General features: G+C 60.4%; 22 protein-coding genes and 1 tRNA gene. 16 read left to right on the top strand and 7 right to left on the bottom strand.

What is annotated here, in order from left to right; all coding sequences use genetic code 11:
- The first annotated feature begins 1 nt into the window (after position 1).
- From PST29_RS09250 to PST29_RS09290, 10 genes are all read left to right on the top strand, one after another.
- The gene (locus PST29_RS09250) at positions 2 to 931 is read left to right on the top strand and encodes an electron transfer flavoprotein subunit alpha/FixB family protein (protein ID WP_047302861.1); all 930 of its coding nucleotides are present in this window, start codon (positions 2 to 4) and stop codon (positions 929 to 931) included.
- Positions 932 to 1,012: 81 nt separating this feature from the next.
- Entirely contained in the window at positions 1,013 to 1,837 is an 825-nt protein-coding gene (locus tag PST29_RS09255; protein WP_060842871.1) for a substrate-binding periplasmic protein, read from the top strand.
- A gap of 9 nt (positions 1,838 to 1,846) precedes the next feature.
- A complete protein-coding gene (locus PST29_RS09260) occupies positions 1,847 to 2,203 on the top strand; it encodes a DUF4398 domain-containing protein (protein ID WP_060842872.1) in 357 nt (118 codons plus the stop codon).
- On the top strand, positions 2,200 to 3,012 hold the full coding sequence (locus PST29_RS09265; protein ID WP_060838259.1) for an OmpA family protein: 813 nt from the start codon (positions 2,200 to 2,202) through the stop codon (positions 3,010 to 3,012). The genes PST29_RS09260 and PST29_RS09265 overlap by 4 nt, the downstream gene beginning before the upstream one ends.
- Positions 3,013 to 3,215: 203 nt before the next feature.
- Positions 3,216 to 4,655 carry an aminotransferase-like domain-containing protein gene (locus PST29_RS09270; protein ID WP_011060145.1) on the top strand — a complete coding sequence of 480 codons (1,440 nt, stop codon included), beginning with the start codon at positions 3,216 to 3,218 and terminating at the stop codon, positions 4,653 to 4,655.
- A 76-nt stretch (positions 4,656 to 4,731) separates the two neighbouring features.
- Positions 4,732 to 5,232: a hypothetical protein gene (locus PST29_RS09275; protein ID WP_060838260.1), complete on the top strand. Its 501-nt coding sequence runs from the start codon at positions 4,732 to 4,734 to the stop codon at positions 5,230 to 5,232.
- A 168-nt stretch (positions 5,233 to 5,400) separates the two neighbouring features.
- Entirely contained in the window at positions 5,401 to 5,655 is a 255-nt protein-coding gene (locus PST29_RS30800; RefSeq protein WP_082729197.1) for a YkgJ family cysteine cluster protein, read from the top strand.
- 43 nt (positions 5,656 to 5,698) lie between these two features.
- Entirely contained in the window at positions 5,699 to 6,307 is a 609-nt protein-coding gene (locus tag PST29_RS09280; RefSeq protein WP_060838261.1) for an START domain-containing protein, read from the top strand.
- A gap of 143 nt (positions 6,308 to 6,450) precedes the next feature.
- Positions 6,451 to 6,684 (top strand): hypothetical protein, encoded by a 234-nt coding sequence (locus tag PST29_RS09285; protein ID WP_016964988.1) that lies wholly within the window; start codon positions 6,451 to 6,453, stop codon positions 6,682 to 6,684.
- 213 nt (positions 6,685 to 6,897) lie between these two features.
- Complete coding sequence (locus tag PST29_RS09290; protein ID WP_060842873.1) at positions 6,898 to 7,239, top strand: ribonuclease E inhibitor RraB; 342 nt, start codon at positions 6,898 to 6,900, stop codon at positions 7,237 to 7,239.
- A gap of 301 nt (positions 7,240 to 7,540) precedes the next feature.
- Here the strand turns inward: PST29_RS09290 and PST29_RS09295 are convergent, their stop codons facing one another.
- Positions 7,541 to 8,347, bottom strand: coding sequence for a c-type cytochrome (locus PST29_RS09295; RefSeq protein WP_060842874.1), 807 nt, complete (start codon positions 8,345 to 8,347; stop codon positions 7,541 to 7,543).
- A gap of 783 nt (positions 8,348 to 9,130) precedes the next feature.
- Here PST29_RS09295 and PST29_RS09300 point away from each other — a divergent pair.
- From PST29_RS09300 to PST29_RS09310, 3 genes are all read left to right on the top strand, one after another.
- The gene (locus PST29_RS09300) at positions 9,131 to 10,336 is read left to right on the top strand and encodes an acetyl-CoA C-acetyltransferase (RefSeq protein WP_060838264.1); all 1,206 of its coding nucleotides are present in this window, start codon (positions 9,131 to 9,133) and stop codon (positions 10,334 to 10,336) included.
- 25 nt (positions 10,337 to 10,361) lie between these two features.
- Positions 10,362 to 12,506, top strand: a complete 2,145-nt coding sequence (locus tag PST29_RS09305; protein WP_060842875.1) for a 3-hydroxyacyl-CoA dehydrogenase NAD-binding domain-containing protein — start codon at positions 10,362 to 10,364, stop codon at positions 12,504 to 12,506.
- 105 nt (positions 12,507 to 12,611) lie between these two features.
- Positions 12,612 to 13,334: an amidotransferase gene (locus PST29_RS09310; RefSeq protein ID WP_060838266.1), complete on the top strand. Its 723-nt coding sequence runs from the start codon at positions 12,612 to 12,614 to the stop codon at positions 13,332 to 13,334.
- A 40-nt stretch (positions 13,335 to 13,374) separates the two neighbouring features.
- Here PST29_RS09310 and PST29_RS09315 read toward each other — a convergent pair whose 3' ends face one another.
- The 3 genes from PST29_RS09315 to PST29_RS09325 form a co-directional block, all read right to left on the bottom strand.
- The gene (locus PST29_RS09315; protein ID WP_060838267.1) at positions 13,375 to 14,346 is read right to left on the bottom strand and encodes a magnesium and cobalt transport protein CorA; all 972 of its coding nucleotides are present in this window, start codon (positions 14,344 to 14,346) and stop codon (positions 13,375 to 13,377) included.
- Between the two features lie 153 nt (positions 14,347 to 14,499).
- Positions 14,500 to 15,222 carry a lysophospholipid acyltransferase family protein gene (locus PST29_RS09320; RefSeq protein ID WP_060842876.1) on the bottom strand — a complete coding sequence of 241 codons (723 nt, stop codon included), beginning with the start codon at positions 15,220 to 15,222 and terminating at the stop codon, positions 14,500 to 14,502.
- 213 nt (positions 15,223 to 15,435) lie between these two features.
- Positions 15,436 to 16,125 carry a crotonase/enoyl-CoA hydratase family protein gene (locus tag PST29_RS09325; RefSeq protein ID WP_060838269.1) on the bottom strand — a complete coding sequence of 230 codons (690 nt, stop codon included), beginning with the start codon at positions 16,123 to 16,125 and terminating at the stop codon, positions 15,436 to 15,438.
- 318 nt (positions 16,126 to 16,443) lie between these two features.
- Between PST29_RS09325 and PST29_RS09330 the strand changes: the two genes are divergently transcribed.
- The 3 genes from PST29_RS09330 to PST29_RS09340 all read left to right on the top strand — a co-directional run bounded on the left by PST29_RS09330 (position 16,444) and on the right by PST29_RS09340 (position 17,960).
- Positions 16,444 to 16,533 (top strand) — tRNA-Ser (locus PST29_RS09330).
- 202 nt (positions 16,534 to 16,735) lie between these two features.
- A complete protein-coding gene (locus PST29_RS09335; protein WP_060842877.1) occupies positions 16,736 to 17,644 on the top strand; it encodes a HEPN domain-containing protein in 909 nt (302 codons plus the stop codon).
- A gap of 103 nt (positions 17,645 to 17,747) precedes the next feature.
- Positions 17,748 to 17,960: a hypothetical protein gene (locus PST29_RS09340; protein WP_060842878.1), complete on the top strand. Its 213-nt coding sequence runs from the start codon at positions 17,748 to 17,750 to the stop codon at positions 17,958 to 17,960.
- A 131-nt stretch (positions 17,961 to 18,091) separates the two neighbouring features.
- Here PST29_RS09340 and PST29_RS09345 read toward each other — a convergent pair whose 3' ends face one another.
- The 3 genes from PST29_RS09345 to PST29_RS09355 all read right to left on the bottom strand — a co-directional run bounded on the left by PST29_RS09345 (position 18,092) and on the right by PST29_RS09355 (position 20,133).
- Positions 18,092 to 19,255, bottom strand: a complete 1,164-nt coding sequence (locus tag PST29_RS09345; RefSeq protein ID WP_060842879.1) for an Arm DNA-binding domain-containing protein — start codon at positions 19,253 to 19,255, stop codon at positions 18,092 to 18,094.
- A gap of 269 nt (positions 19,256 to 19,524) precedes the next feature.
- Positions 19,525 to 19,773: a hypothetical protein gene (locus PST29_RS09350; protein ID WP_060842880.1), complete on the bottom strand. Its 249-nt coding sequence runs from the start codon at positions 19,771 to 19,773 to the stop codon at positions 19,525 to 19,527.
- Between the two features lie 66 nt (positions 19,774 to 19,839).
- A complete protein-coding gene (locus PST29_RS09355) occupies positions 19,840 to 20,133 on the bottom strand; it encodes a hypothetical protein (protein WP_060842881.1) in 294 nt (97 codons plus the stop codon).

Consider the following 20,133-nt stretch of genomic DNA (forward strand, 5'->3'; position numbering starts at 1 on the left):
CATGACTATCTTGGTAATCGCCGAACACGATAACAAGGCGCTGGCTCCGGCCACCCTGAACACCGTTGCCGCCGCCGCCAAAATCGGTGGTGACATTCATGTACTGGTCGCCGGTCAGGGCGTTGGTGCTGTGGCTGAAGCCGCCGCCAAAGTCGCTGGCGTGGCCAAAGTGCTGGTGGCCGACAACGCCGCCTACGCTCACCAACTGCCGGAAAACGTTGCGCCGCTGGTCGCCGAACTGGGCGCTGGCTACAGCCACATCCTGGCTGCCGCGACTTCCAACGGCAAAAACATCCTGCCGCGGGTTGCCGCCCAGCTGGATGTTGACCAGATCTCCGAGATCATCTCGGTCGAAAGCGCCGATACCTTCAAGCGTCCGATCTATGCCGGCAACGCCATCGCCACCGTGCAGTCCTCGGCTGCGGTGAAAGTCATCACCGTGCGTGCCACCGGCTTCGACGCCGTTGCCGCTGAAGGTGGTTCGGCTGCGGTTGAAGCGGTTGGCGCCGCTCACGATGCGGGCAAGTCGAGCTTCGTTGGCGAAGAGCTGGCCAAGTCCGATCGTCCTGAGCTGACCGCTGCCAAGATCGTCGTTTCCGGCGGTCGCGGCATGCAGAACGGTGACAACTTCAAGCACCTGTATGCCCTGGCTGACAAGCTGGGTGCCGCTGTCGGCGCTTCCCGCGCTGCAGTGGACGCAGGCTTCGTGCCCAACGACATGCAGGTCGGCCAGACCGGCAAGATCGTTGCGCCACAGCTGTACATCGCTGTCGGTATTTCCGGCGCGATCCAGCACCTGGCCGGCATGAAAGACTCCAAAGTGATCGTTGCGATCAACAAGGACGAAGAGGCGCCGATCTTCCAGGTGGCCGATTACGGCCTGGTGGCGGACTTGTTCGAAGCCGTACCCGAGTTGGAGAAGCTGGTCTAATCCGGCGTCTTCACTTATAAAGAGCCCGGCCTTTTGGCCGGGTTTTTTTATGGGTGTTTTTTGTTGGGGGAGGGTATCGCCATGGATCTGCATCGCATCAGTGGCTGGGCAGCGCTGTTGGGCCTGGCGTTGTCGCCAGCGCTGTCACTGGCAGCAGGCAAGTGCGAGCGTCTGGTGGTGACCGGCAGCCCGGACGCGCCACCGTACCTGTGGCAAGACCCGCAGAACCCCAAGCACCTGATGGGAGCCAGTGCCGATCTGTTGCAGCAAGTGGCGGGGGAGCTGGGACTCAAGGTCGAATTGTTGTACGCCGGCAAACGTTCCGAAGCCCTGGATGAAGTTCGTAGCGGGCGCATGGACCTGCTGGCCGATGCGCCACTGACCTTCAATGAGCTGGAGTCTCTGGACTACATCCATCCGGCGCTGGTGCAGAACGACTATCTGGTGTGGACCCGCAAGGACTCGACCCTGAGCTACACCCAGGTGGCGGACCTTGCCGGTCATCCGGGAGCGGTTTCGGAAAAGGCCCGGTTGACCCAGCCCTTTCAGGTCGTGGCCAAGGAGCACTTGCAGCTCAAGCGCCTGCCGAACTTGACCCAGGTCTTCCAGACCTTGCTGCTGGGGGAAGTGGACTATGTTCTGGCACCGCGCTATGCGGGCATGGCCATGGCCCAGTCCCTGGGAATGGCGGCGGACCTGCAGGCGTTTCCCCAGGCCATCGACAAACCGGGACTGTTTCTCGCGCTGTCCCATAACTCCGCCTGCAATGACCCATGGTTGCGCGGACAGCTGGCAAAAAAGATGACAGAATTGCCCGCGTCCGGTCTGACGGAGGCCTTGCTGCAGCGCAATCTGGAGCGCTGGAAGGCCCAGTTGCAGCAACCCGTCAGCAGCCCAAAACCGTAGGAATCACGTGTGACTATTCGACCTCTTTTCCCTGCCCTGGCCCTGTTGGCCATGGCGGGTTGTGCAACCGATCCGGCGCCCACCGAGCAAATGCGCCTCACTGCCCAGGCACTGGAGCAAGCCAAGGCCGTGGGGGCCTCGGCCGAGGCGATGCCTGAGTTGAAACTGGCCGAAGACAAGTTCTCCCGGGCTCAGGGCAATATGCAGGATGAGTCCTACAAGAAGGCGCGGATGCGTGCCGAACAGGCAGAACTGGATGCCCGGTTGGCCGAGGCCAAGGTCCTGAACCAGAAGAGCCAGGAACAGGTGAACGAGCTCAACACCCGCATCACCCGCCTGCGCAAGCAACTGGGAGATGCCCAATGAGCCTTTCGACCCGCATCTTTGGTGGCGCGTTGCTGTTGGCCTGCGCGGGTCTCTATGGCTGTGCCGGCCAGCACAGCGAGGAAGCCCTGCAGCAAGCCGGTGCCGACTTCCAGAAGGTCAAGGAGGACTCCAACGTGTTGCGTATCGCGCCCAAGGACGTGATACGCGCCGGAGAATCCCTGGCCCGTGCCGATCGACTGTCGACCTACTGGGGCAGCGGCGCCGATGTGGAGCACTATGCCTACCTGAGTCGGCGCTACAGCGAAATTGCCCGGGAACACACGGATCAGGCGCTGAACCAGGAGCGCGCGGCCAAGCTCGAACTGGAACGACAGCGCCTGCAACTGGCCCTGCGTGAGGCCAAACTGTTGAGCGTGCAGCAGCAGGGCAAGTGGCTGGAGGAGCAGATCATCAGCCTGGCGACCACCCAGACCGACCGGGGCCTGGTGATGACGCTGGGCGACGTGCTGTTTGACACCGGCGAGGCCGAATTGAAGAACTCGGCCAATCGTACAGTGCTCAAGGTGGTGCAGTTCCTGCAACTGAACCCCAAGCGTGTCGTGCGCATCGAGGGCTACACCGACAACACCGGTGAGCGTCAGAGCAATCTGCAGCTGTCGCGTGATCGGGCCCAGGCCGTGGCGGACGTGCTGGTGGATCTGGGGATCGACGAGAAGCGGATCCAGGTCGAAGGCTACGGTGACGACTACCCGGTGGAAGCCAATGCGTCGGAGCGTGGCCGGGCGCAGAACCGGCGAGTGGAAATCGTCTTCTCCGACGAAAAGGGCCAGCTTGGCGCCGCTCGCTGAAACGCCAGTTGTCCCCGAAAAACCCGACGTCCGCTAGGCGTCGGGTTTTTTTATGTCTGCCAAGGTGCTCACAAAAACCCTACAGTTCTACTTTTCACTGCCCGGTGTCCTCGACTATTGTAGGAACTGTCCCAGTACACTTCTAAACTGTGCCGGTATTGTTTCACACAAGAATAAAACGCCGTGAAATCGAGTGCTGTGCCATGACCAATCTCTTGCTCTATCAACGTATCGCTCAGCAACTGGCTGAGGATATTCGCCGTGGTGTCTACCAGCCGGGGGAGCGCGTGCCGTCGGTACGCAAGATGAGCTCGCAGCTCAACGTCAGCCACGCCACGGTGCTCCAGGCCTACGCCAATCTCGAGGACCAGGGGCTGATCCGCGCGCGTCCCCAGTCCGGTTACTACGTGCACCAGACGCCGGCGCTGACCGCGCCCACGCCGGACATCGCCCGGGTCGAGCGTCCAGGGCTGGTGACCCGCAGCAGCATTATCCAGCAGGTGTTGGTGGAGTCCCGTCGCGAAGGGGTCTTTCCGCTGGGGGCTGCGGTGCCCAGCGTCGACTACCTGCCGGTGCGGGCCTTGCACCAGCAATTGGCCAAGGTCACGCGGTTTCACAGCCCCCGGGCGTTCAGCTACATGTTCAGTCCGGGCTTCGAGCCACTGCGACGCCAGGTGGCGATTCGCATGCGTGACGCCGGGGTGGTGGTCGATCCTTCGGAAGTGGTGATCACTCACGGTTGCGTCGATGCCCTGCAAATGTCGCTGCGGGTCCTGACCCGGCCGGGCGATCTGATCGCCGCGGAATCACCGACCTATTACGGATTGCTACAACTGGCGGACCTGCTGGGGCTCAAGGTCATCGAGATTCCCAGCGATCCTTCCACCGGGATGAGCCTCGAAGCGCTGCAACTGGCGGCCAACCAGTGGTCGATCAAGGCTCTGGTGCTGACGACGCGTCTGAGCAATCCCCTGGGCGGCACCATGCCGGAGGAACGGCAGAAGCAGTTGCTGCGTCTGGCTTCGGATTTCGATATTCAGGTGGTCGAGGACGATATCTACGGCGAGTTGATGTTCGAGGTAGGGCGCACCAAGGCCCTCAAGGCCTATGACCGCCTGGACCGGGTGATCTACTGCTCGAGTTTCTCCAAGACCCTGTCACCGGGGGTGCGCATCGGCTGGATGATCGCCGGCAAGTATCAGCAGGAGATCCAGCGCCTGCAGACCTTCAGTACTCATTCGGCGTGCAGCGTGACGCAGATGGGCGTTGCGGCGTACCTGGAGAACGGCGGCTACGACCGGCATTTACGCTACATCCGCCAGGAGTACCGCAAGAACCTCAGCGCCTTTCAACTGGCGGTGCAGCAGTACTTTCCGGAAGGCACGCAGATCACCCGGCCCAACGGCGGCTTCATTCTCTGGGTCAGCCTGCCGGGGCGGGTCAACACCCAGGAATTGCATGTGCGGGCCCTGCAGCAGGGCATCAGCATCGCCCCGGGGTTGATCTTCAGTAACACCGAGCAGTTCAACCACTGCGTGCGGCTCAATTGCGGCACCCCCTGGAACCGTGAGGCCGAGCGGGCCTTGATGACCCTGGGCATGCTCGCCAGCCAGTTGTGCCAGGAGGCGGCCGGCGGTTTTTAAACAATGCGGCCCTGTGCTTGTCATGGGGCTTGCAACAAGCGAGCATAGGGCACCTTTTGTCGATCTACCTGCCTTTATGAATGCCTTTTTTCCTGCCATCTGGTTATCAGCCTGTCTGTTGGGAGTTGTCGCTGTCACGCCTGTCCAGGCAGCCTCGGCCGCCGATAAACCGGCCGCCAGCAGCGCCCATCCGAGCAAGCCTGCTACCGCCAAGCAGGCCTCGGCGAGCAAGGCCAAGGCCCAGGCCAGCACTGGCAAGAGCAAGCCGGCAAGCAAGAAGGCTGCAGCCAAGCCCAAATCCAAGTGGGCCTATCAAGACATCAAGACGCCGCTGAAGAGCCCCAAGCTGGACCTCAGCCTGCCGCCGGAAATGGTCAAGCATCTGCAACCTGTCGGCAGTGTGCCATTGCCCAAGCGCGAACCGTTGCTGCCGCAGATGTTTGGCGAGAAACCCAAGGAAAGCAGTCCGTTCCAACTCAACGGTCGCTTGCTGAGCAACGAAATGCAGTTGCAGTTGCGCAATGAGGAGCGTCGTGAAATCGAAGGCGCGGCCCTGGATTTCGAATTCAAGCAGTAAATTCTTCAACCTGTTTGTGACTGGCTGCAGCGACGCTTTGTCGGAGACTGATCAGTCACGCACGGTTGTGCGTCAAATCCGTTCTTTGAGTAATTTTAAACGGCTGTTTTAGCGGTTACTCTTGTGCGGCGTCATTCAACACTATGCTTGTCGCGAGGAGCTTTCGTCATGAAATGCCGTGAAGGTTGTGGCGCCTGCTGCATTGCCCCTTCCATCAGCTCACCGATCCCCGGAATGCCCAATGGCAAGCCGGCGGGAGAACGTTGCCTGCACCTGTCTGTCGAACACCTGTGTGGCTTGTTCGGTAGGCCGGAGCGGCCAGCGGTGTGCGGCGCGTTTCAGGCAGATCCCGAGGTTTGCGGCGAAAGCCGGGAAGATGCCATCCGCTTGCTCGGATGGTGGGAACAAGTGACAGCGGCTTAGAGTGTTCTCAATGAACGGAACTTCAACAATAAGGAATAAGACAATGGGTTCGCTGTATCGAATGGCTGTGCTCTGTGGCTTCACCGTGCTGTTGTCGGCAACAGCCCACGCCGAAGACTGGCAGACGGCTAAGGATGAAGACGGCATCAAGATCTCCTTGAGTGAAGTGGCCGGTTCCAAATACAAGGCCTACCGTGGCGTCACCACCATGAAGACCTCCATCGCCAAGCTTCGTGCACTGCAGGAAGACGTGGTGGGTGCCTGCGCCTGGATCCACGAGTGCAAGACCCAGAAACTGCTCAAGCACGAAGGCGATCAAACCTGGACCTACACCCAGTTCAACACGCCTTGGCCGGTCACTGCGCGTGACTCGGTGCTGCACATCACGACCAGCGAAGCCGCGGACGGCAGTCTGACCCGCAAGCTGGAAGGCGTGCCGACCTACATCCCGGAAGAGAAAGGTTTCGTGCGTGTATCCCAGGTCGAGGGTTACTGGAAGTTCGTGCCCAAAGGTGCCGATCAGGTCGAAGTGACCTATCAGGTGCACACCGAGCCCGGTGGCAGCGTGCCGTCCTGGCTGGCCAACAAGTTCGTGGTGGATGCGCCCTTCAACACTCTGAAGGCGCTCAAGGCCCGTGCCGAAAAGCCGTGATCGGCTGACGGTCCAAGGGTTCGATCAAGGCCGCCTCCGGGCGGCCTTTTTGTTGGCTGGCCCGCCCGTGCCGCGGAACGTTTGCCTCTGGCTCAAGGTCGAGATGTTGTAGGCCCACTGACAGGGCTATCGAGGAGGCGCTGATGCAAAAGTGGCAAGTCACTTTCGTGGACGATCATGGTGTGCAGTCCGTCGAAGACTTCGATTGCGAACAGGAGCCGACGCTGGAACGGGCCGCGCAGCTGGTTAGGGCCAAGCTGCTGCCGGTCAGTGCCGAACTGGATCTGAATGATCTGGACGGACGTATCGAAGCCCCCACTCTCAAAAGCCTGAAAGAGCAGAACAGCATTCAGATTCTCAGCATCACGCCGATCTAGAGACGACAGAGATCGCTTGCGCAGCTATTTCTGGCGGCGCCCAGGCGTTGGCGCTAATCTGCAAACGAGATCAGCAAATTCTTCGCCTAGCTCTGATCTTGTCAGCTCCATGCTTGTTTCCTGACGACCCGCCCCGGGTCGTGATGCCGGTTGCTTTGGCCGGCGAGTCGGGAAGCACGGAAAGTCTATCCATCGGTTTGAGGAGGACGTTTCATGAGCACAGCCGTTCAAGAAGACCTCAGCAGCAGTGTGCTGCGCCGCATGAAAGAAGGCGGTTTTGATTTTTCACGATTCCATCCCATCGAGTTCTACGCCATTTTCCCGGATGAGGAGCGGGCGCGCAGGGCGGCAGGACAGTTTCGCGGTGAATCCTTGAACGCCCAGGTCAGCGTGCGTGATGACGGCGCCTGGTATCTGGAACTGAGCAAGGTGATGTACGCCACCTATGGCGGCATCGGGGATTTTGAACAGGACTTCGAGGCCGTGGTCGAGCCTCTGGGCGGCATCATTGAAGGATGGGGGGTGAAGCAGGAGATTCGCGGGCGCCTGGTTTAACCCGGAGCCATCGCATCAAGATGGACAATTGGCTGGCCCTCGGGTCGGCCAATTGCGTTTTCAGGGGGCTCAAAGGTAAAAAAAAAGCCACCCGGGAGGGTGGCTAAAAGGGAAGACCGGTCAGGAGAGGGAACCGGTCGGGAGAGCCCGGACCCGGTTGTCATCGGCGTCATCAAGGTTGCAGCAGCGACTTCATCAGGCGTGATGAAGTCTTTGCTCGATGGACGCGATTGTCCGCCTGCCTGGCCGGACCGTGAAATCAACTCTGGCTATCCAGGCGATAGATAACACCCGCATCAGCTCAAGGCAGCTGCTTGCGCCCCGCCATATGTCGCAGATAGCCCAGCAACAACTCCAGCTCTTGATCCGGCAACACAGTGCTGTCGAACCCGGGCATCTTGGCCTGTGGCCAGCGCCTCAGGCTCTGCGGATCGCGGATGTAGCGCTTGAGAAAGTCGCCACTGAAATACTCGGTTGGGTTGTAGGGAATGTTCAAGTCCGGCCCGAACTGCGAGTCACCGGCGGCATTGAGGCGGTGGCAGGCCAGGCAGTTCTTCTGGAACAGGATGAAGCCCTGGTTGACCGGATCATTGCTGGCCAGCTTCGGATCCGGAGCCAGGGCCGGAAAGCGCTCTGCCACCGGCGCCAGGCGCTGGATGCGCGCCACCTGGAATGGCCATTGCTCGGGGCTCACATGCCCGGCTTGCGGGTTCGTCCACACCAGGTAGAAAGGCCCGGCGCCGGGCTTGTCCGCGGCCAGGGCAGGCCAGGGTTGGCTTGGGTCTTCAATGGCCAGCCAGGCCTGGGAGCCCTGGGTGTCGAGCAGAGGCGCGGCGCTCAGTTCGGCGGCGAAGCCGTCCAGGGCCACGGCCTGCAGATGGTCGTCAGCCTTGAGTCCCTGGAGCAGGGCCGCCATGGGCACGGCCCGGTACTGCATGTCGCGGTGGTAGGACACATCGTCCTTGATCTGGATGGTCCGCGCGGCGGGGTGCTTGAGCAGTTCTTCGGTCTGCCAGGTGCGGCTGCCGGAGCCCAGGTCGATCAGCAGTTGGGCGGCGTATAGCGGGCTGCTCGTCAGGAGGGCAGCGCAAAGGAGGAGAGCTTTCAATGGATGGCCGTCGGATCTTCGTCAGTGGGTAGGCGTCATCGGGCTGCAGGTCTTGCGGTTGCGACACAGGGTCGACCAGGCATCCCGGCGTTCTTCGTGGTCAGCGTGGTTCACGATACCGAAATAGTCGCGCTTGGCTAGCGGGTCTTGGCCTTCCTGCGTGGACGGGGCGGTGGCGACATGAAGCCTCCTGCTTGCCGTTGCTCAGCAAGATGGACACGCGACAGCCCGCCCCCGGCGAGAACCGGGGGGCAAGGTGCTGGTCGGTTGGTCGAGCAACCCCGTATCAGCCGATCACTTTGGTGAGGTTCGGCAAGATCAACAGCAATGTGGTTGCGAAGAGGATGAGCCCCGCCTGACGTACTTTCGAATGTTTGAACATGGCTGAATGCCTTTTGTTGTTATTCCTGAGCATCAATGCATGCCGGTCCTGAATGTCATTGTGGGCCGGTTATGTGTCCCTTTTTTGACCTGTCCCGATGCAGAATCCGTCCGGGACTTCCTACAGTTTCTACCTTAGGGGCCTTGTATCCTCTGGCTTAGATCCAATTCGTATGAAGTTATAGCTGCAATCCCTGAAAACGCTATAAATCCACTGACACACCGGGTGGTCGCCCTTTGGCTAGACAGCTCGCGACCCTTCATCGGGCGATCGCTTAGCTGCCTACCGTTCGTCTGAGCGTCACCGTCAAGGCGGCTGAGCGCATCGGTCATTGAATCCACGGCTGTCGCGCCTAAGGTGAGGGCTCGACATTTTCCCCTGCACAGCGGTTCGAGGACGTCATGACCCAAGCTTTGATATTCGATGCGTTACGCACGCCCCGTGGCAAAGGCAAGGCCGATGGCGCCTTGCACAGCGTGAAACCGGTGAACCTGGTGGCCGGCTTGCTGCGGGCTCTGCAACAGCGTTGCGAGCTGGACACCAGCCAGGTGGACGACGTGGTCCTGGGCTGTGTGACGCCCATCGGCGATCAAGGGGCCGATATCGCCAAGACCGCCGTTCAGGCTGCGGATTGGGATGTGAGCGTGGCCGGTGTGCAGATCAATCGCTTTTGCGCCTCGGGGCTGGAAGCGGTCAATCTCGGTGCGATGAAGGTGCGCTCGGGGTTCGAGGAGCTGGTGGTGGTCGGTGGCGTGGAGTCCATGTCCCGGGTGCCCATGGGCAGCGATGGCGGGGCCTGGGTGCTGGACCCGGAAACCAATATGCACAGCCATTTCACCCCCCAGGGCATTGGCGCGGACCTGATCGCGACCCTGGAGGGCTTCTCCCGCGAGGAGGTCGACCGCTTCGCCCTGCAATCCCAGCAGAAGGCGGCCCGGGCCCGTGCCAGCGGCGCCTTCGCCAAGTCCCTGGTGCCGGTGCAGGACCAGAACGGCATCGTCTTGCTGGAGCATGACGAGTTCATCCGCGCCGACTCGACCCTGGAAGGCCTGGGCAGCCTCAAGCCGAGTTTCGAAATGATGGGTCAGATGGGCTTCGACGCCACCGCGCTGCGGGTCTACAGCCATGTCGAGCGCATCAACCACGTGCACACCCCGGGCAACAGTTCGGGCATCGTCGACGGTTCGGCGCTGATGCTCATCGGTTCAGAGGCCAAGGGCCGGGAGCTGGGGCTCAAGCCCCGGGCGCGGATCGTGGCCACGGCGGTGACCAGCACCGACCCCACCATCATGCTCACCGGCCCGGCGCCGGCCACCCGCAAGGCCCTGGCCAAGGCCGGGTTGCGGGTCGAGGACATCGATCTGTTCGAGGTCAACGAAGCCTTTGCCTCGGTGGTGCTCAAGTTCATCAAGGACATGGCCATCGATCCGGCCCGGGTCAACGTCAACGGGGGCGCCATCGCCCTGGGGCATCCGCTGGGCGCCACCGGCTGCGCGATCCTCGGCACCTTGCTCGACGAGCTGGAAAGCCGGCGCCAGCGCTACGGCCTGGCGACCCTCTGTGTCGGCGGCGGCATGGGTATCGCCACCATCATCGAACGCCTCTGAGCCCCGACTTCAAGGAATCAACTTCATGACCGATGCCATCCGTTACGAAAAGGGCCAGGACCAGATCGTCGTCCTGACCATCGATATGCCGGGCCAGAGCGCCAACACCATGAACGCGGTGTACCGCGACGCCATGGCCGGCGTCGTGGCGCGCCTGCAGGCCGAGCAGCAATCGATTGCCGGGGTGATCATCACCTCGGCGAAAAAGACCTTCTTTGCCGGCGGCGACCTCAATGAGCTGATCAAGGTCGACAGGCCGCAAGCCAAGGCTTTTCATGACCGGGTGCAGGCCCTCAAGGGCCAGTTGCGCGCTCTGGAAACCCTGGGCAAACCGGTGGTCGCTGCAATCAATGGCGCTGCCCTGGGTGGCGGCTGGGAAATCTGCCTGGCCTGCCATCACCGGGTGGCCCTGGACGATAAATCGGTACAGATCGGCCTGCCGGAAGTCACCCTGGGCCTGTTGCCCGGTGGCGGCGGGGTGGTGCGCATGGTGCGCATGCTGGGCCTGGAAAAGGCGCTGCCGTATCTGCTGGAAGGCAAGAAAGTGCGCCCGCAGCAGGCGCTGCAAGCTGGCCTGATCGACGCCCTGGCGACGGATCGCGATGAGCTGCTGGCCAAGGCTCGGGCCTGGATCCTCGCCAACCCGGCGCCCCAGCAGCCCTGGGACGTACGCGGTTATCAGATCCCCGGCGGCACGCCAGCCAACCCGAAAGTGGCGCAGATGCTGGCCATTGCCCCGTCGATCCTGCGAGCCAAGACCCAGGGCTGTTTCCCCGCGCCGGAGAAGATCCTGTGCGCCGCCGTCGAAGGCGCCCAGGTGGATTTCGCCACCGCGCACCTGATCGAGACTCGCTACTTCACCGAGCTGGCCACCGGCCAGGTGGCGAAGAACATGATTGGCACCTTCTGGTTCCAGCTCAATGAAATCAATGCCGGTGGCTCGCGCCCTCAAGGTATCGCGCCGCAGACCACGAAAAAGCTCGGGGTGCTGGGGGCCGGGATGATGGGGGCGGGGATTGCCTACGTCAGCGCGGTGGCGGGCATCGAGGTGGTGCTCAAGGACATCAGCGTCGAGGCGGCAGAGAAGGGCAAGGCCCACTCGGCGGCGCTGCTGGAGAAAAAGCTGGCGCGTGGGCAATTGAGCCGCGAGCAGCGTGACGCGACCCTGGCGCGAATCCGTACCACCGCCGAGGACGCCGACCTGGCCGGTTGCGACCTGATCATCGAGGCGGTGTTCGAGGATCGCGAGCTCAAGGGCAAGGTGTCCCGGGCTGCGCAGCAGGTGGTCGGCGCAGAAGCGGTGATTGCCTCCAACACTTCGACCCTGCCCATCACCGGACTGGCCACGGCGGTGCCGAATCCGGACAAGTTCATCGGCCTGCATTTCTTCAGCCCGGTGGAAAAGATGCCCTTGGTGGAGATCATCAAGGGCGCACAGACCAGCGAGGCGACCCTGGCCCGTGGGTTCGACTTCGTGCTGCAGATCAACAAGACCCCGATCGTGGTCAACGACAGCCGCGGATTCTTCACCTCCCGGGTGTTCGGTACCTTCACCAATGAAGGGATTGCCATGCTCGGCGAAGGCATTTCGGCGCCGATGATCGAAACCGAGGCGCGCAAGGCCGGGATGCCGGTCGGGCCGCTGGCGATTTCCGATGAAGTGTCCCTGAGCCTGATGAGCCACATCCGTCAGCAGACCACCAAGGACCTGCAGGCTGAAGGCAAGCCGCCTATCAAGCATCCGGCGTTTGCTGTGATCGACCAGTTGCTCCACGACCACAAGCGTGCGGGCAAGGCCGCCGGCGGCGGTTTCTACGATTACCCGGCCGGTGGCCAGAAGCACTTGTGGCCCGAGTTGCACACGCGCTTCTATCGCGCCGATGGACAGATCTCGCCCCAGGACGTGCGCGACCGCCTGCTGTTCATCCAGGCCATCGAAACCGTGCGTTGCCTGGAGGAGGGGGTGCTGCAGTCCACGGCGGACGCCAATATCGGCTCGATCTTCGGCATCGGTTTCGCTGCCTGGAGCGGCGGCGCCCTGCAGTTCATCAACCAGTACGGGGTGAAGGATTTCGTCGCTCGTGCGCAGTACCTGGCGCAGCAATACGGTGAACGATTCGCCCCGCCGACCCTGCTCCTGGAGAAGGCTCGCCAGGGGCAGTTGTTCTGAGGTTGACGGGCGCTCGATGAGTGGCCCCGGGGCTTGCCTTGCCGTGGTATTTCAAGGCAGGCTCTGGGCTGTTCATTATTGCCATCACCTTGTCAGGAATTTTTTATGTCGCTACGCATCTGCATTCTTGAAACCGATATCCTGCGTCCCGAACTGGTCGATCAATATCAGGGTTACGGGCAGATGTTCCAGCGCCTGTTTTCCCAGCAACCCATTGCCGCCCAGTTCAGCGTCTACAACGTGGTCCAGGGCGAATACCCCAGCGACGAGCTGGAGTTCGACGCTTATCTGGTGACCGGCAGCAAGGCCGACTCCTTCGGCACCGACCCCTGGATTCAAACCCTCAAGACCTACCTGCTGGGCCGCTACGAGCGCGGTGACAAGCTGCTGGGCATCTGCTTTGGCCATCAGTTGCTGGCGTTGTTGCTGGGGGGCAAGAGCGAGCGGGCGACTCAGGGCTGGGGCGTTGGCACCCATAGCTACAAGCTTTCCGCCAAGGCGCCGTGGATGAGCCCGGTGGTGGAGGAACTGACACTGTTGATCAGCCATCAGGACCAGGTCACCGCGCTACCGGAAAACGCCACAGTGATCGCCTCCAGCGATTTCTGCCCCTATGCCGCCTATCACATCAATGACCAGGTGCTGTGTTTCCAGGGGCACCCCGAGTTCATCCACGACTACTCCCGGGCGCTGCTGGACCTGCGCCAGGAGTTTCTCGGCGAGAAGATCTACCAGAAGGGCCTGGCCAGTCTGGAGCACGAGCACCACGGCACCACCGTTGCGGAATGGATGATGCGTTTCGTCGCCCACAAACCCGAAGCCGCATGACCTGGCAGGGCCCTGGCGTCCGCGCCCGGGGCCCAGTCCCCTAGAGCCAGCCGGAACGCTTGAAGCTGGCCCACAGGCTGATACAGCCGACACTGATAAAACCCAAAACACCAAAGTAGCCGTAGTGCCAGCTCAGTTCCGGCATGTTCTGGAAGTTCATCCCGTAGATCCCCGCCACCGCGGTGGGAAACGCCAGGATCGCCGCCCAGGCGGCGAACTTGCGCTGTACGATGCTTTGCCGTGAAGCCTCCAGCAGTACACCGATCTCGATGGTCTGGCTGGCAATGTCGCGCAGGGTCGACAAGTCCTCCATCTGCCGGGTGACGTGAATCTGCACGTCACGGAAATACGGCCGCATGTTCTTGTCGATGAACGGAAAGCTGAGTTTCTGCAGCTCCTCGCTGATCTCCACCATGGGCGCGACATAGCGGCGCAGGCGCAGCACGTCGCGGCGCAGGCCGTGGAGGTTCTGGATATCCCGTTCGTTCAGCGAGTTGCACAGGACGTTGCGTTCCAGTTCGTCGATCTCGCCGTGGATGGCCTCACTGACCGGCTGGTAGTTCTCGGTGACGAAATCCAGCAGCGCATAAAGGACGAAGTCCTCGCCGTGCTCCAGCAGCAGGGGGCGCGCCTCGCAACGCTGGCGTACATAGCCATAGGAGGCCGAGTGGCCGTTGCGGGCGGTGATGATGTAGCCGTTGCCGGCAAAGATGTGGGTTTCGATGAACTCCAGCTTGCCCTCGGTGCGCACCGGCGAATACGTGACGATGAACAAGGCGTCGCCAAAGGTTTCCAGCTTGGGGCGGCTGTGCTTCTCCAGAGCGTCTTCGATGGCCAGTTCATGCAGGTTGAACTGGCGTTGCAGATTGGCCAGTTCGTGGGCATTGGGTTCCTCCAGGCCGATCCACACGAAGTGGCCGGGTTTCGCGGCCCAGGCAGCCCCTTCGTCAAGGCTGATATCGGTGACTTTCTTTCCGCCGCTGTACACGGCGGCAGCAACAACTCTACCCATGGCTCTGCTTCACTTCTTCTTATCAATGGGGCGGTTACAAATCAGCAGCTTAGCCTGCAATGCAGCATCAGAGTCACTGCCGGAGCTGGAGTTCGCAGACAAATTAAAGCCCGCACGGGGCGGGCTTGCTGGCATCGGGGGAGGGCTCGCGGTTCAGGCGGCTTGCAGCTGGCGATCCATGTGGGCGATGCATTCGCGCATCTGCTCGCGACACTGGGCGATCAGCCGCGGCATGTCGTCCATGGTCAGCCCGGCGGTGGGAATTGCCGGCAGCGAGCGGATCAGGATCTTGCCGCTGTTCCAGCGGTTCAGGCGCATGTGCTTGATGTAGCTGCTGACGCACACCGGCACGATCGGCACGCCGGCGGCGATGGCCATCTGGAACGCGCCCTTCTTGAACGGCAGCAGGTCCTCGCCGAGGTTGCGGGTGCCTTCGGGGAAGACCCAGATCGAGGTGTCCTTGTGTTGCAGCGTATGGGTGGTGGTGAGCATGGAGCGCCGCGCCTTGTGCGGGTTGCCGCGATCGATCAGGACATTGCCCGCCAGCCAGAACAGTTGCCCGAACAGCGGCACCCATTTCAGGCTCTTCTTGCCGATGCACACCGTGCGTCGCGGCACCACGTTGCCGAACACGAACAAATCGTAATTGGACTGGTGGTTGGCGATGATCACGCAGCTCTCAGGCTTGTCCATCAGCGGCCCGACTTCGGCCTTGACCCGCAGGCGCAGGATGCACATGGCCGGCCAGGCGTAGAGGCGGGCGCACAGGCGACTGTTATCCGGGTTGAAGGGGCGGCACAGTCCAAGCAGCAGGCCCAGGCTTCCGGCAAGGATAAAGTGCAGGCCCATCAACGACATACGAAACAGATACAGCATCTAAACGGCCCACCGGGGACAAAAGGTGGCGCAGTGTACGGATGTGCACTGTTTTCGGCAATTGCCGCTCTCAGCCGGGAGATGGGCGATGTTTAAGTACATGTTTCCGCAGGCTGGTGCCAGCCGCGGTCTAGAGGCCTTTGCCTGTTCATTTCGGCCAGGCAAGAAAAAGCCCGACACACAGGTCGGGCCGATTCATTCAGCACGGGCGATTCAGCCCATGTGTTCCTGGTCGAGGATGATGGCGTTGTCGAGGGTGTCCAGCAGGGCCTTGCGCACTTTCAGCTTGGTGTTCTTGTGGGCCAGCATATTGATCTTCTTCAGCTGGCGTGCAGCGGCCAGGGCCGTGCCTTGCAGTTCCTCGGCGCTCACCACCTTGTCGAGGAAGCCGGCATCCACCGCGCCTTGCGGGTCGAACATCTCGCCATTGATCACCGAACGATGGAAGGCTGAACGTCGCAGGCGATCGCGGGCCAGCTCGATGCCGGCATGGTGCATGGTCATGCCGATCTGCACTTCATTCAGGCCGATGCTGAAGGGACCGTCGACGCCGATACGGTAATCCGCCGACAACAGCAGGAAGGCACCCTTGGCCACCGCGTGACCCGGGCAAGCGACGATCACCGGGAACGGGTGGGACAGCAGGCGGCGGGCCAGGGTCGAGCCTTGGGTTACCAGCGCCACGGCTTCTTTGGGACCGGCTGTCATGACCTTGAGGTCGTAACCGCCGGAGAGAATGCCCGGCTGACCGGTGATGATCACCACGGCGCGATCGGCGGTGGCCTGATCCAGCGCAGCGTTGAAAGCGGCAATCACGTCCGGGGAGATGGCATTGACCTTGCCATTGCTCAAGGTCAGGGTCGCGATACCGTCTTCGAGATGGTAGGAAATCAACTCACTCATGACGCAATTCCTTGTATTGAAGTGCAGCAGAAGTTACCCACCACGACCGAACTGGTAAAGCGCCGTGACTGACTGATGAGTCAGGTGTAAGGCCGGGCATTGGCCTGCACGCCGCCGCCGGCCATGCCTGCTTTCTTCTATATAGCCAGAGACAAGGCTGAAGAATGGCCGGTTTGCCTTGTTGCCGCTGGCTCCCAGCCCCCTGCAACGACGGATCGATCTTAAGCGCATGAAAATTCTGAAAAAAAAGTTTGCCATCTGAAAAGCTATCGACTACATTAGCGCGCCTCGACAGACTGAATCGGTTTGACGAGATACGGTGAAGTGTCCGAGTGGCTTAAGGAGCACGCCTGGAAAGTGTGTATACAGGAAACTGTATCGAGAGTTCGAATCTCTCCTTCACCGCCACATTCTGAAAACGCAAACCCCTGATTTTCCTAGAGAAAATCGGGGGTTTGTGGTTTTTGGCGTACGAAAAATGGCCCCATGGGACCGTAATGGGACTGGTGCGTTATTTTGGTGCGAAAAGTTGGCACTGACGGACGAGTTCACAGGTACCTATTTTTAAGGTGCTGCGTGATGAGCTGCCAGCCACGGGGGAGAGGATCAAATGGATGTTCTAGAACATTTTCGTCAAAGGAAGGATTCCGCCAGAGAGCGTTTGGCGGAGCTGGGCGGTACCCGGGAGCTTTGCTTCGCAGTGTCGGGCTTGTCTGTAGAGTGCGACAAATATGATTTCTCCCGCGTTGCAGTTCTGAGAAGGGTGGAAGCACCCCCAGGTGAGATAGAACTTGCACAAGCTCTACACCGCAAGTCTTTGTTAAGTGCAGTAGCACGCCACATGCCCTCGGTAACTCATGAACTTGCCGTAGCGTGCGATGGGGAAATATTCGATCAATCGAACATGAACCTCGGTTGGTGGATCATTTCAGCGCTTCGCACGCGTTCCCAAGTTGACATATTGGTGCCGGCTGTGGCGGACGTATCATGGGATGTAATTCCCGCAGTAGAAGCCGATGGTTGCAAGATCCAGCTACTTGAAGACGTGCCGGCAGCGCGCAGGTTAGATGTTCAGAAAGCCGTATCAGTTGATGCGTTGGACTGGGTGAATGCTCAATTAAAAAGTTGGATCAATTTGCTGGAGCGACCCGCTTTCCGGCTGGCTGTAGATGCAATGACCACGCATCACCATCATGCCAACTTAAGGATGTCAGCCGCGGCCCTCTGGTCTGGCTTTGAGGCCCTATTTGGAATTAATTCCGAGCTTCGTTTTCGCCTTGCGTTGTTGGCAGCTGCCTATCTGGAGGATCGAGGGCCAGAGAGGGTGAGCCTCTACCGTCGTATCAAAAACCTTTACGATTACCGCTCAAAAGCTGTGCATGGTGGGGCGACGACGGACGAGATGCTTGTCGACCATATAATTGAGGTCCGTTGCCTCTTGTCTCGTTTGCTTTGTCGTATGACCGAGCAGCGTTGCCAGCCGTCAATAGACGAATTTGAGGTTTTATTGTTGAGCTGAGTTATGGGGCACTGTCTAAAAAGCGTCTGGTCAGCGGAAAGGAACCCCCATCGCGTTGGCCGCCGTGCTTACAATGGGCCATCATTAAAAAGGAGCTGTGCCTATGGCAAATGAAGGCGATGTAGACGTGGAAAGTTTGATCGTCCGCGCCGAGCGCGCGATGACCGGCCGTGAACGCAGCGCGATCTATGCAGCGCTTGCCGAGGCTGGTGGCGAGGCAGCGCAGGCGTATTTGAGTGAGCTTGCTCGTTATGAAAAGTCGGATACCAAAAAGGCCAAGCTGATCAAACTGAGCGAAAAGGCCAGCCGAGTGTAATTGCGTTACCAATAACGCCATTTAAGTGAGAGAGGCCCCCACACCTGAGTCAGGTATGGGGGCCTTTTTGTTTGCCCCGCGAATACCAGTCTCCCATAGACTGGTATACCGGATCAGGTGAGTCTGGTTTGCTAAATCTTCAATGCTAGCTGCAGCATCCCGACGACATCCGGCCCGTCCTCATTGATCCACGTCCCGTAGTGCTGGCGAATCATGTTCCCGTTGGTATGTCCCATCTGTTCGGCTATCCAGTCGATTGAGGCCACGCCGGTCGTCAGCAGCTGACTGGCGTAGGTGTGCCGGCACTGGCCGGGGCCGCGATAGCGAACCCCGGCCGCTAGCAAATGTGCCTTGAAGAACCTGTCTCGCACCACGAAGTCATTGACGTGCGGCAGGCCGCTTTTGGTGTTCAGGAATACAAAGTGCAGTTTGTGTTTCCTGACCGTCTTGTTGTCCCGTTCAACGACTTCGACTGTTTCCGCCTTCTTCTTTCTATTGAGTGCATCGATCTTGCGCAGTGCATCCCATGCAGGAGCGAGCAGGCGCACCTTGCGCGTCGATCGGCGCGTTTTCGTCACTCGGTAGGCTCCGCGGACCTTTGATCTGCGGAAGGTCACGGTGCCTTGCTCCAGGTCTACGTCCTCCCAGGCCAGTGCGATGGTTTCGGATACTCGAGGACCAGCCCAAATCATGAACTGAACCATCAGCAGCTCTTGCGTGCGGCTGGTCGGGGTTTCGAGGATCTGTCTGATCTCCGCCCTGGTGAATGGGTCTGGTGCCTCGGGATCTGGCAGGCGGACCATCAGGCCCTCGGTGGGGTCGTGCGCAACTTTCATCCTGGTGCGGTATAGCCTGAACACCTGTCGCACGTTGCTGATGATGTCGCGGATGGTCTTGTTTTTGAGTGTCTTCGACAGGGTACCCTGGATCCACTCCTGCAGGTCCAGGTGATCAATCGCGTTGATCTGCACCGCTCCCCAGCGTGGCCGGACATGCACCTCTGCCTTGTTTGCGTAACCTCGATAGCTCGATGCTGCCACGCTGTTGGCTTTGATCTTCAACCACAGATCTAGGTAGTGGCCGAAAGTGTTTTCGACCAGCTTGGACGAATTGGGGAAGTGCCTTGCGTAATCAAAGGTGCCGGTCTGGATCTCGTATTCGATGATGTCGATCAGGCGCTTTGCCTGGGCAATGGTTGCTGGTTTGTTGCCTCCTGGGATTGATTCCCTGCACTTTTCCCCGTTGTACTGAAAATAGATTCTCACGGAATTTCCGCGAGCTTCGACCCCGCTCATGTAAACCCCTAACGCTGTACTGGTGTATCGACAGTCTGATGATCGAAAACAAAAAGGCCCGTTTCCGGGCCAAGTATCTAAGTGCGCATCTTCTGGTGGACGCGGCCTATGGCTTGGGCTTGTGTTGGCGTAGATGGGCATTCAGCAACTGGCGTCGCCGACTGCATTTTTTATGATTGCCCTGGGCGCGCCACTTGCCGCACTGGTCGCAAACGCTGGTGTAGTCAATATTCCAGGGAAAGGGCCGTTCGCGCGTTGTTGCGGTGTTGTTAGGCATGGCCTGACTTGCCCCCGTCGGTGGGGTGGGCGAGCAGTTGGGCGACTACAGCGGCGTCTGCGTCGCTCAGTTCTCCCAAGGTGTTGGCCATCTGGCTCAGGCTTTCGAGTCGGGTTCGTGATTCAGGGGTTTTATGCACCTGGTAGCCAATGACCGCCGCGCCGATGATCGCGGTGGCCACTAGGCGCCGCGTCGGTATGGTAGCCTTCGCGGCGCTACTGCTTAGGTTCTGTGCTTGCATGGTATTGCCCTCGGTAGTGGTTAGGTGTCGAGGAGCTGCAACTCCTCGGCACTGTTTCTTACAAGGTCAGTCCTTACGTGCCAGGTGGATTACCAGGCCCGCATAGTTCGGCTCATGTTCGACACATGATTGCCATTCCAGAACCCTCAAGATCTGCTGCCTGCTGCAGTCGTCCACCAGGATTTCCCGCTGGCCAGCTGCCGCCCGGACTTCCAGAATCTCCAGCAAACCATCCTCTCCATAGGCGCCGGCCTGGATGATGGGAGCGCTTTCGCCGGTGAAGTCCAGGCGGTCCTGCACTGACTGCAGCTTGCTTGTTTTGCCGTCGCCGGCATTGCCCATAAACACTTGGATTTGCAT

It is taken from the genome of Pseudomonas sp. St29 (genome assembly GCF_001547915.1).
GTDB lineage: Bacteria > Pseudomonadota > Gammaproteobacteria > Pseudomonadales > Pseudomonadaceae > Aquipseudomonas.

Coding starts and splice junctions, on each gene's coding strand:
- PST29_RS09250 (WP_047302861.1), top strand. CDS start 2: ATGACTATCTTGGTAATCGCCGAACACGATAACAAGGCGCTGGCTCCG.
- PST29_RS09255 (WP_060842871.1), top strand. CDS start 1,013: ATGGATCTGCATCGCATCAGTGGCTGGGCAGCGCTGTTGGGCCTGGCG.
- PST29_RS09265 (WP_060838259.1), top strand. CDS start 2,200: ATGAGCCTTTCGACCCGCATCTTTGGTGGCGCGTTGCTGTTGGCCTGC.
- PST29_RS09270 (WP_011060145.1), top strand. CDS start 3,216: ATGACCAATCTCTTGCTCTATCAACGTATCGCTCAGCAACTGGCTGAG.
- PST29_RS09275 (WP_060838260.1), top strand. CDS start 4,732: ATGAATGCCTTTTTTCCTGCCATCTGGTTATCAGCCTGTCTGTTGGGA.
- PST29_RS30800 (WP_082729197.1), top strand. CDS start 5,401: ATGAAATGCCGTGAAGGTTGTGGCGCCTGCTGCATTGCCCCTTCCATC.
- PST29_RS09280 (WP_060838261.1), top strand. CDS start 5,699: ATGGGTTCGCTGTATCGAATGGCTGTGCTCTGTGGCTTCACCGTGCTG.
- PST29_RS09285 (WP_016964988.1), top strand. CDS start 6,451: ATGCAAAAGTGGCAAGTCACTTTCGTGGACGATCATGGTGTGCAGTCC.
- PST29_RS09290 (WP_060842873.1), top strand. CDS start 6,898: ATGAGCACAGCCGTTCAAGAAGACCTCAGCAGCAGTGTGCTGCGCCGC.
- PST29_RS09300 (WP_060838264.1), top strand. CDS start 9,131: ATGACCCAAGCTTTGATATTCGATGCGTTACGCACGCCCCGTGGCAAA.
- PST29_RS09305 (WP_060842875.1), top strand. CDS start 10,362: ATGACCGATGCCATCCGTTACGAAAAGGGCCAGGACCAGATCGTCGTC.
- PST29_RS09310 (WP_060838266.1), top strand. CDS start 12,612: ATGTCGCTACGCATCTGCATTCTTGAAACCGATATCCTGCGTCCCGAA.
- PST29_RS09315 (WP_060838267.1), bottom strand. CDS start 14,346: ATGGGTAGAGTTGTTGCTGCCGCCGTGTACAGCGGCGGAAAGAAAGTC.
- PST29_RS09320 (WP_060842876.1), bottom strand. CDS start 15,222: ATGCTGTATCTGTTTCGTATGTCGTTGATGGGCCTGCACTTTATCCTT.
- PST29_RS09325 (WP_060838269.1), bottom strand. CDS start 16,125: ATGAGTGAGTTGATTTCCTACCATCTCGAAGACGGTATCGCGACCCTG.
- PST29_RS09335 (WP_060842877.1), top strand. CDS start 16,736: ATGGATGTTCTAGAACATTTTCGTCAAAGGAAGGATTCCGCCAGAGAG.
- PST29_RS09340 (WP_060842878.1), top strand. CDS start 17,748: ATGGCAAATGAAGGCGATGTAGACGTGGAAAGTTTGATCGTCCGCGCC.
- PST29_RS09345 (WP_060842879.1), bottom strand. CDS start 19,255: ATGAGCGGGGTCGAAGCTCGCGGAAATTCCGTGAGAATCTATTTTCAG.
- PST29_RS09350 (WP_060842880.1), bottom strand. CDS start 19,773: ATGCAAGCACAGAACCTAAGCAGTAGCGCCGCGAAGGCTACCATACCG.
- PST29_RS09355 (WP_060842881.1), bottom strand. CDS start 20,133: ATGCAAATCCAAGTGTTTATGGGCAATGCCGGCGACGGCAAAACAAGC.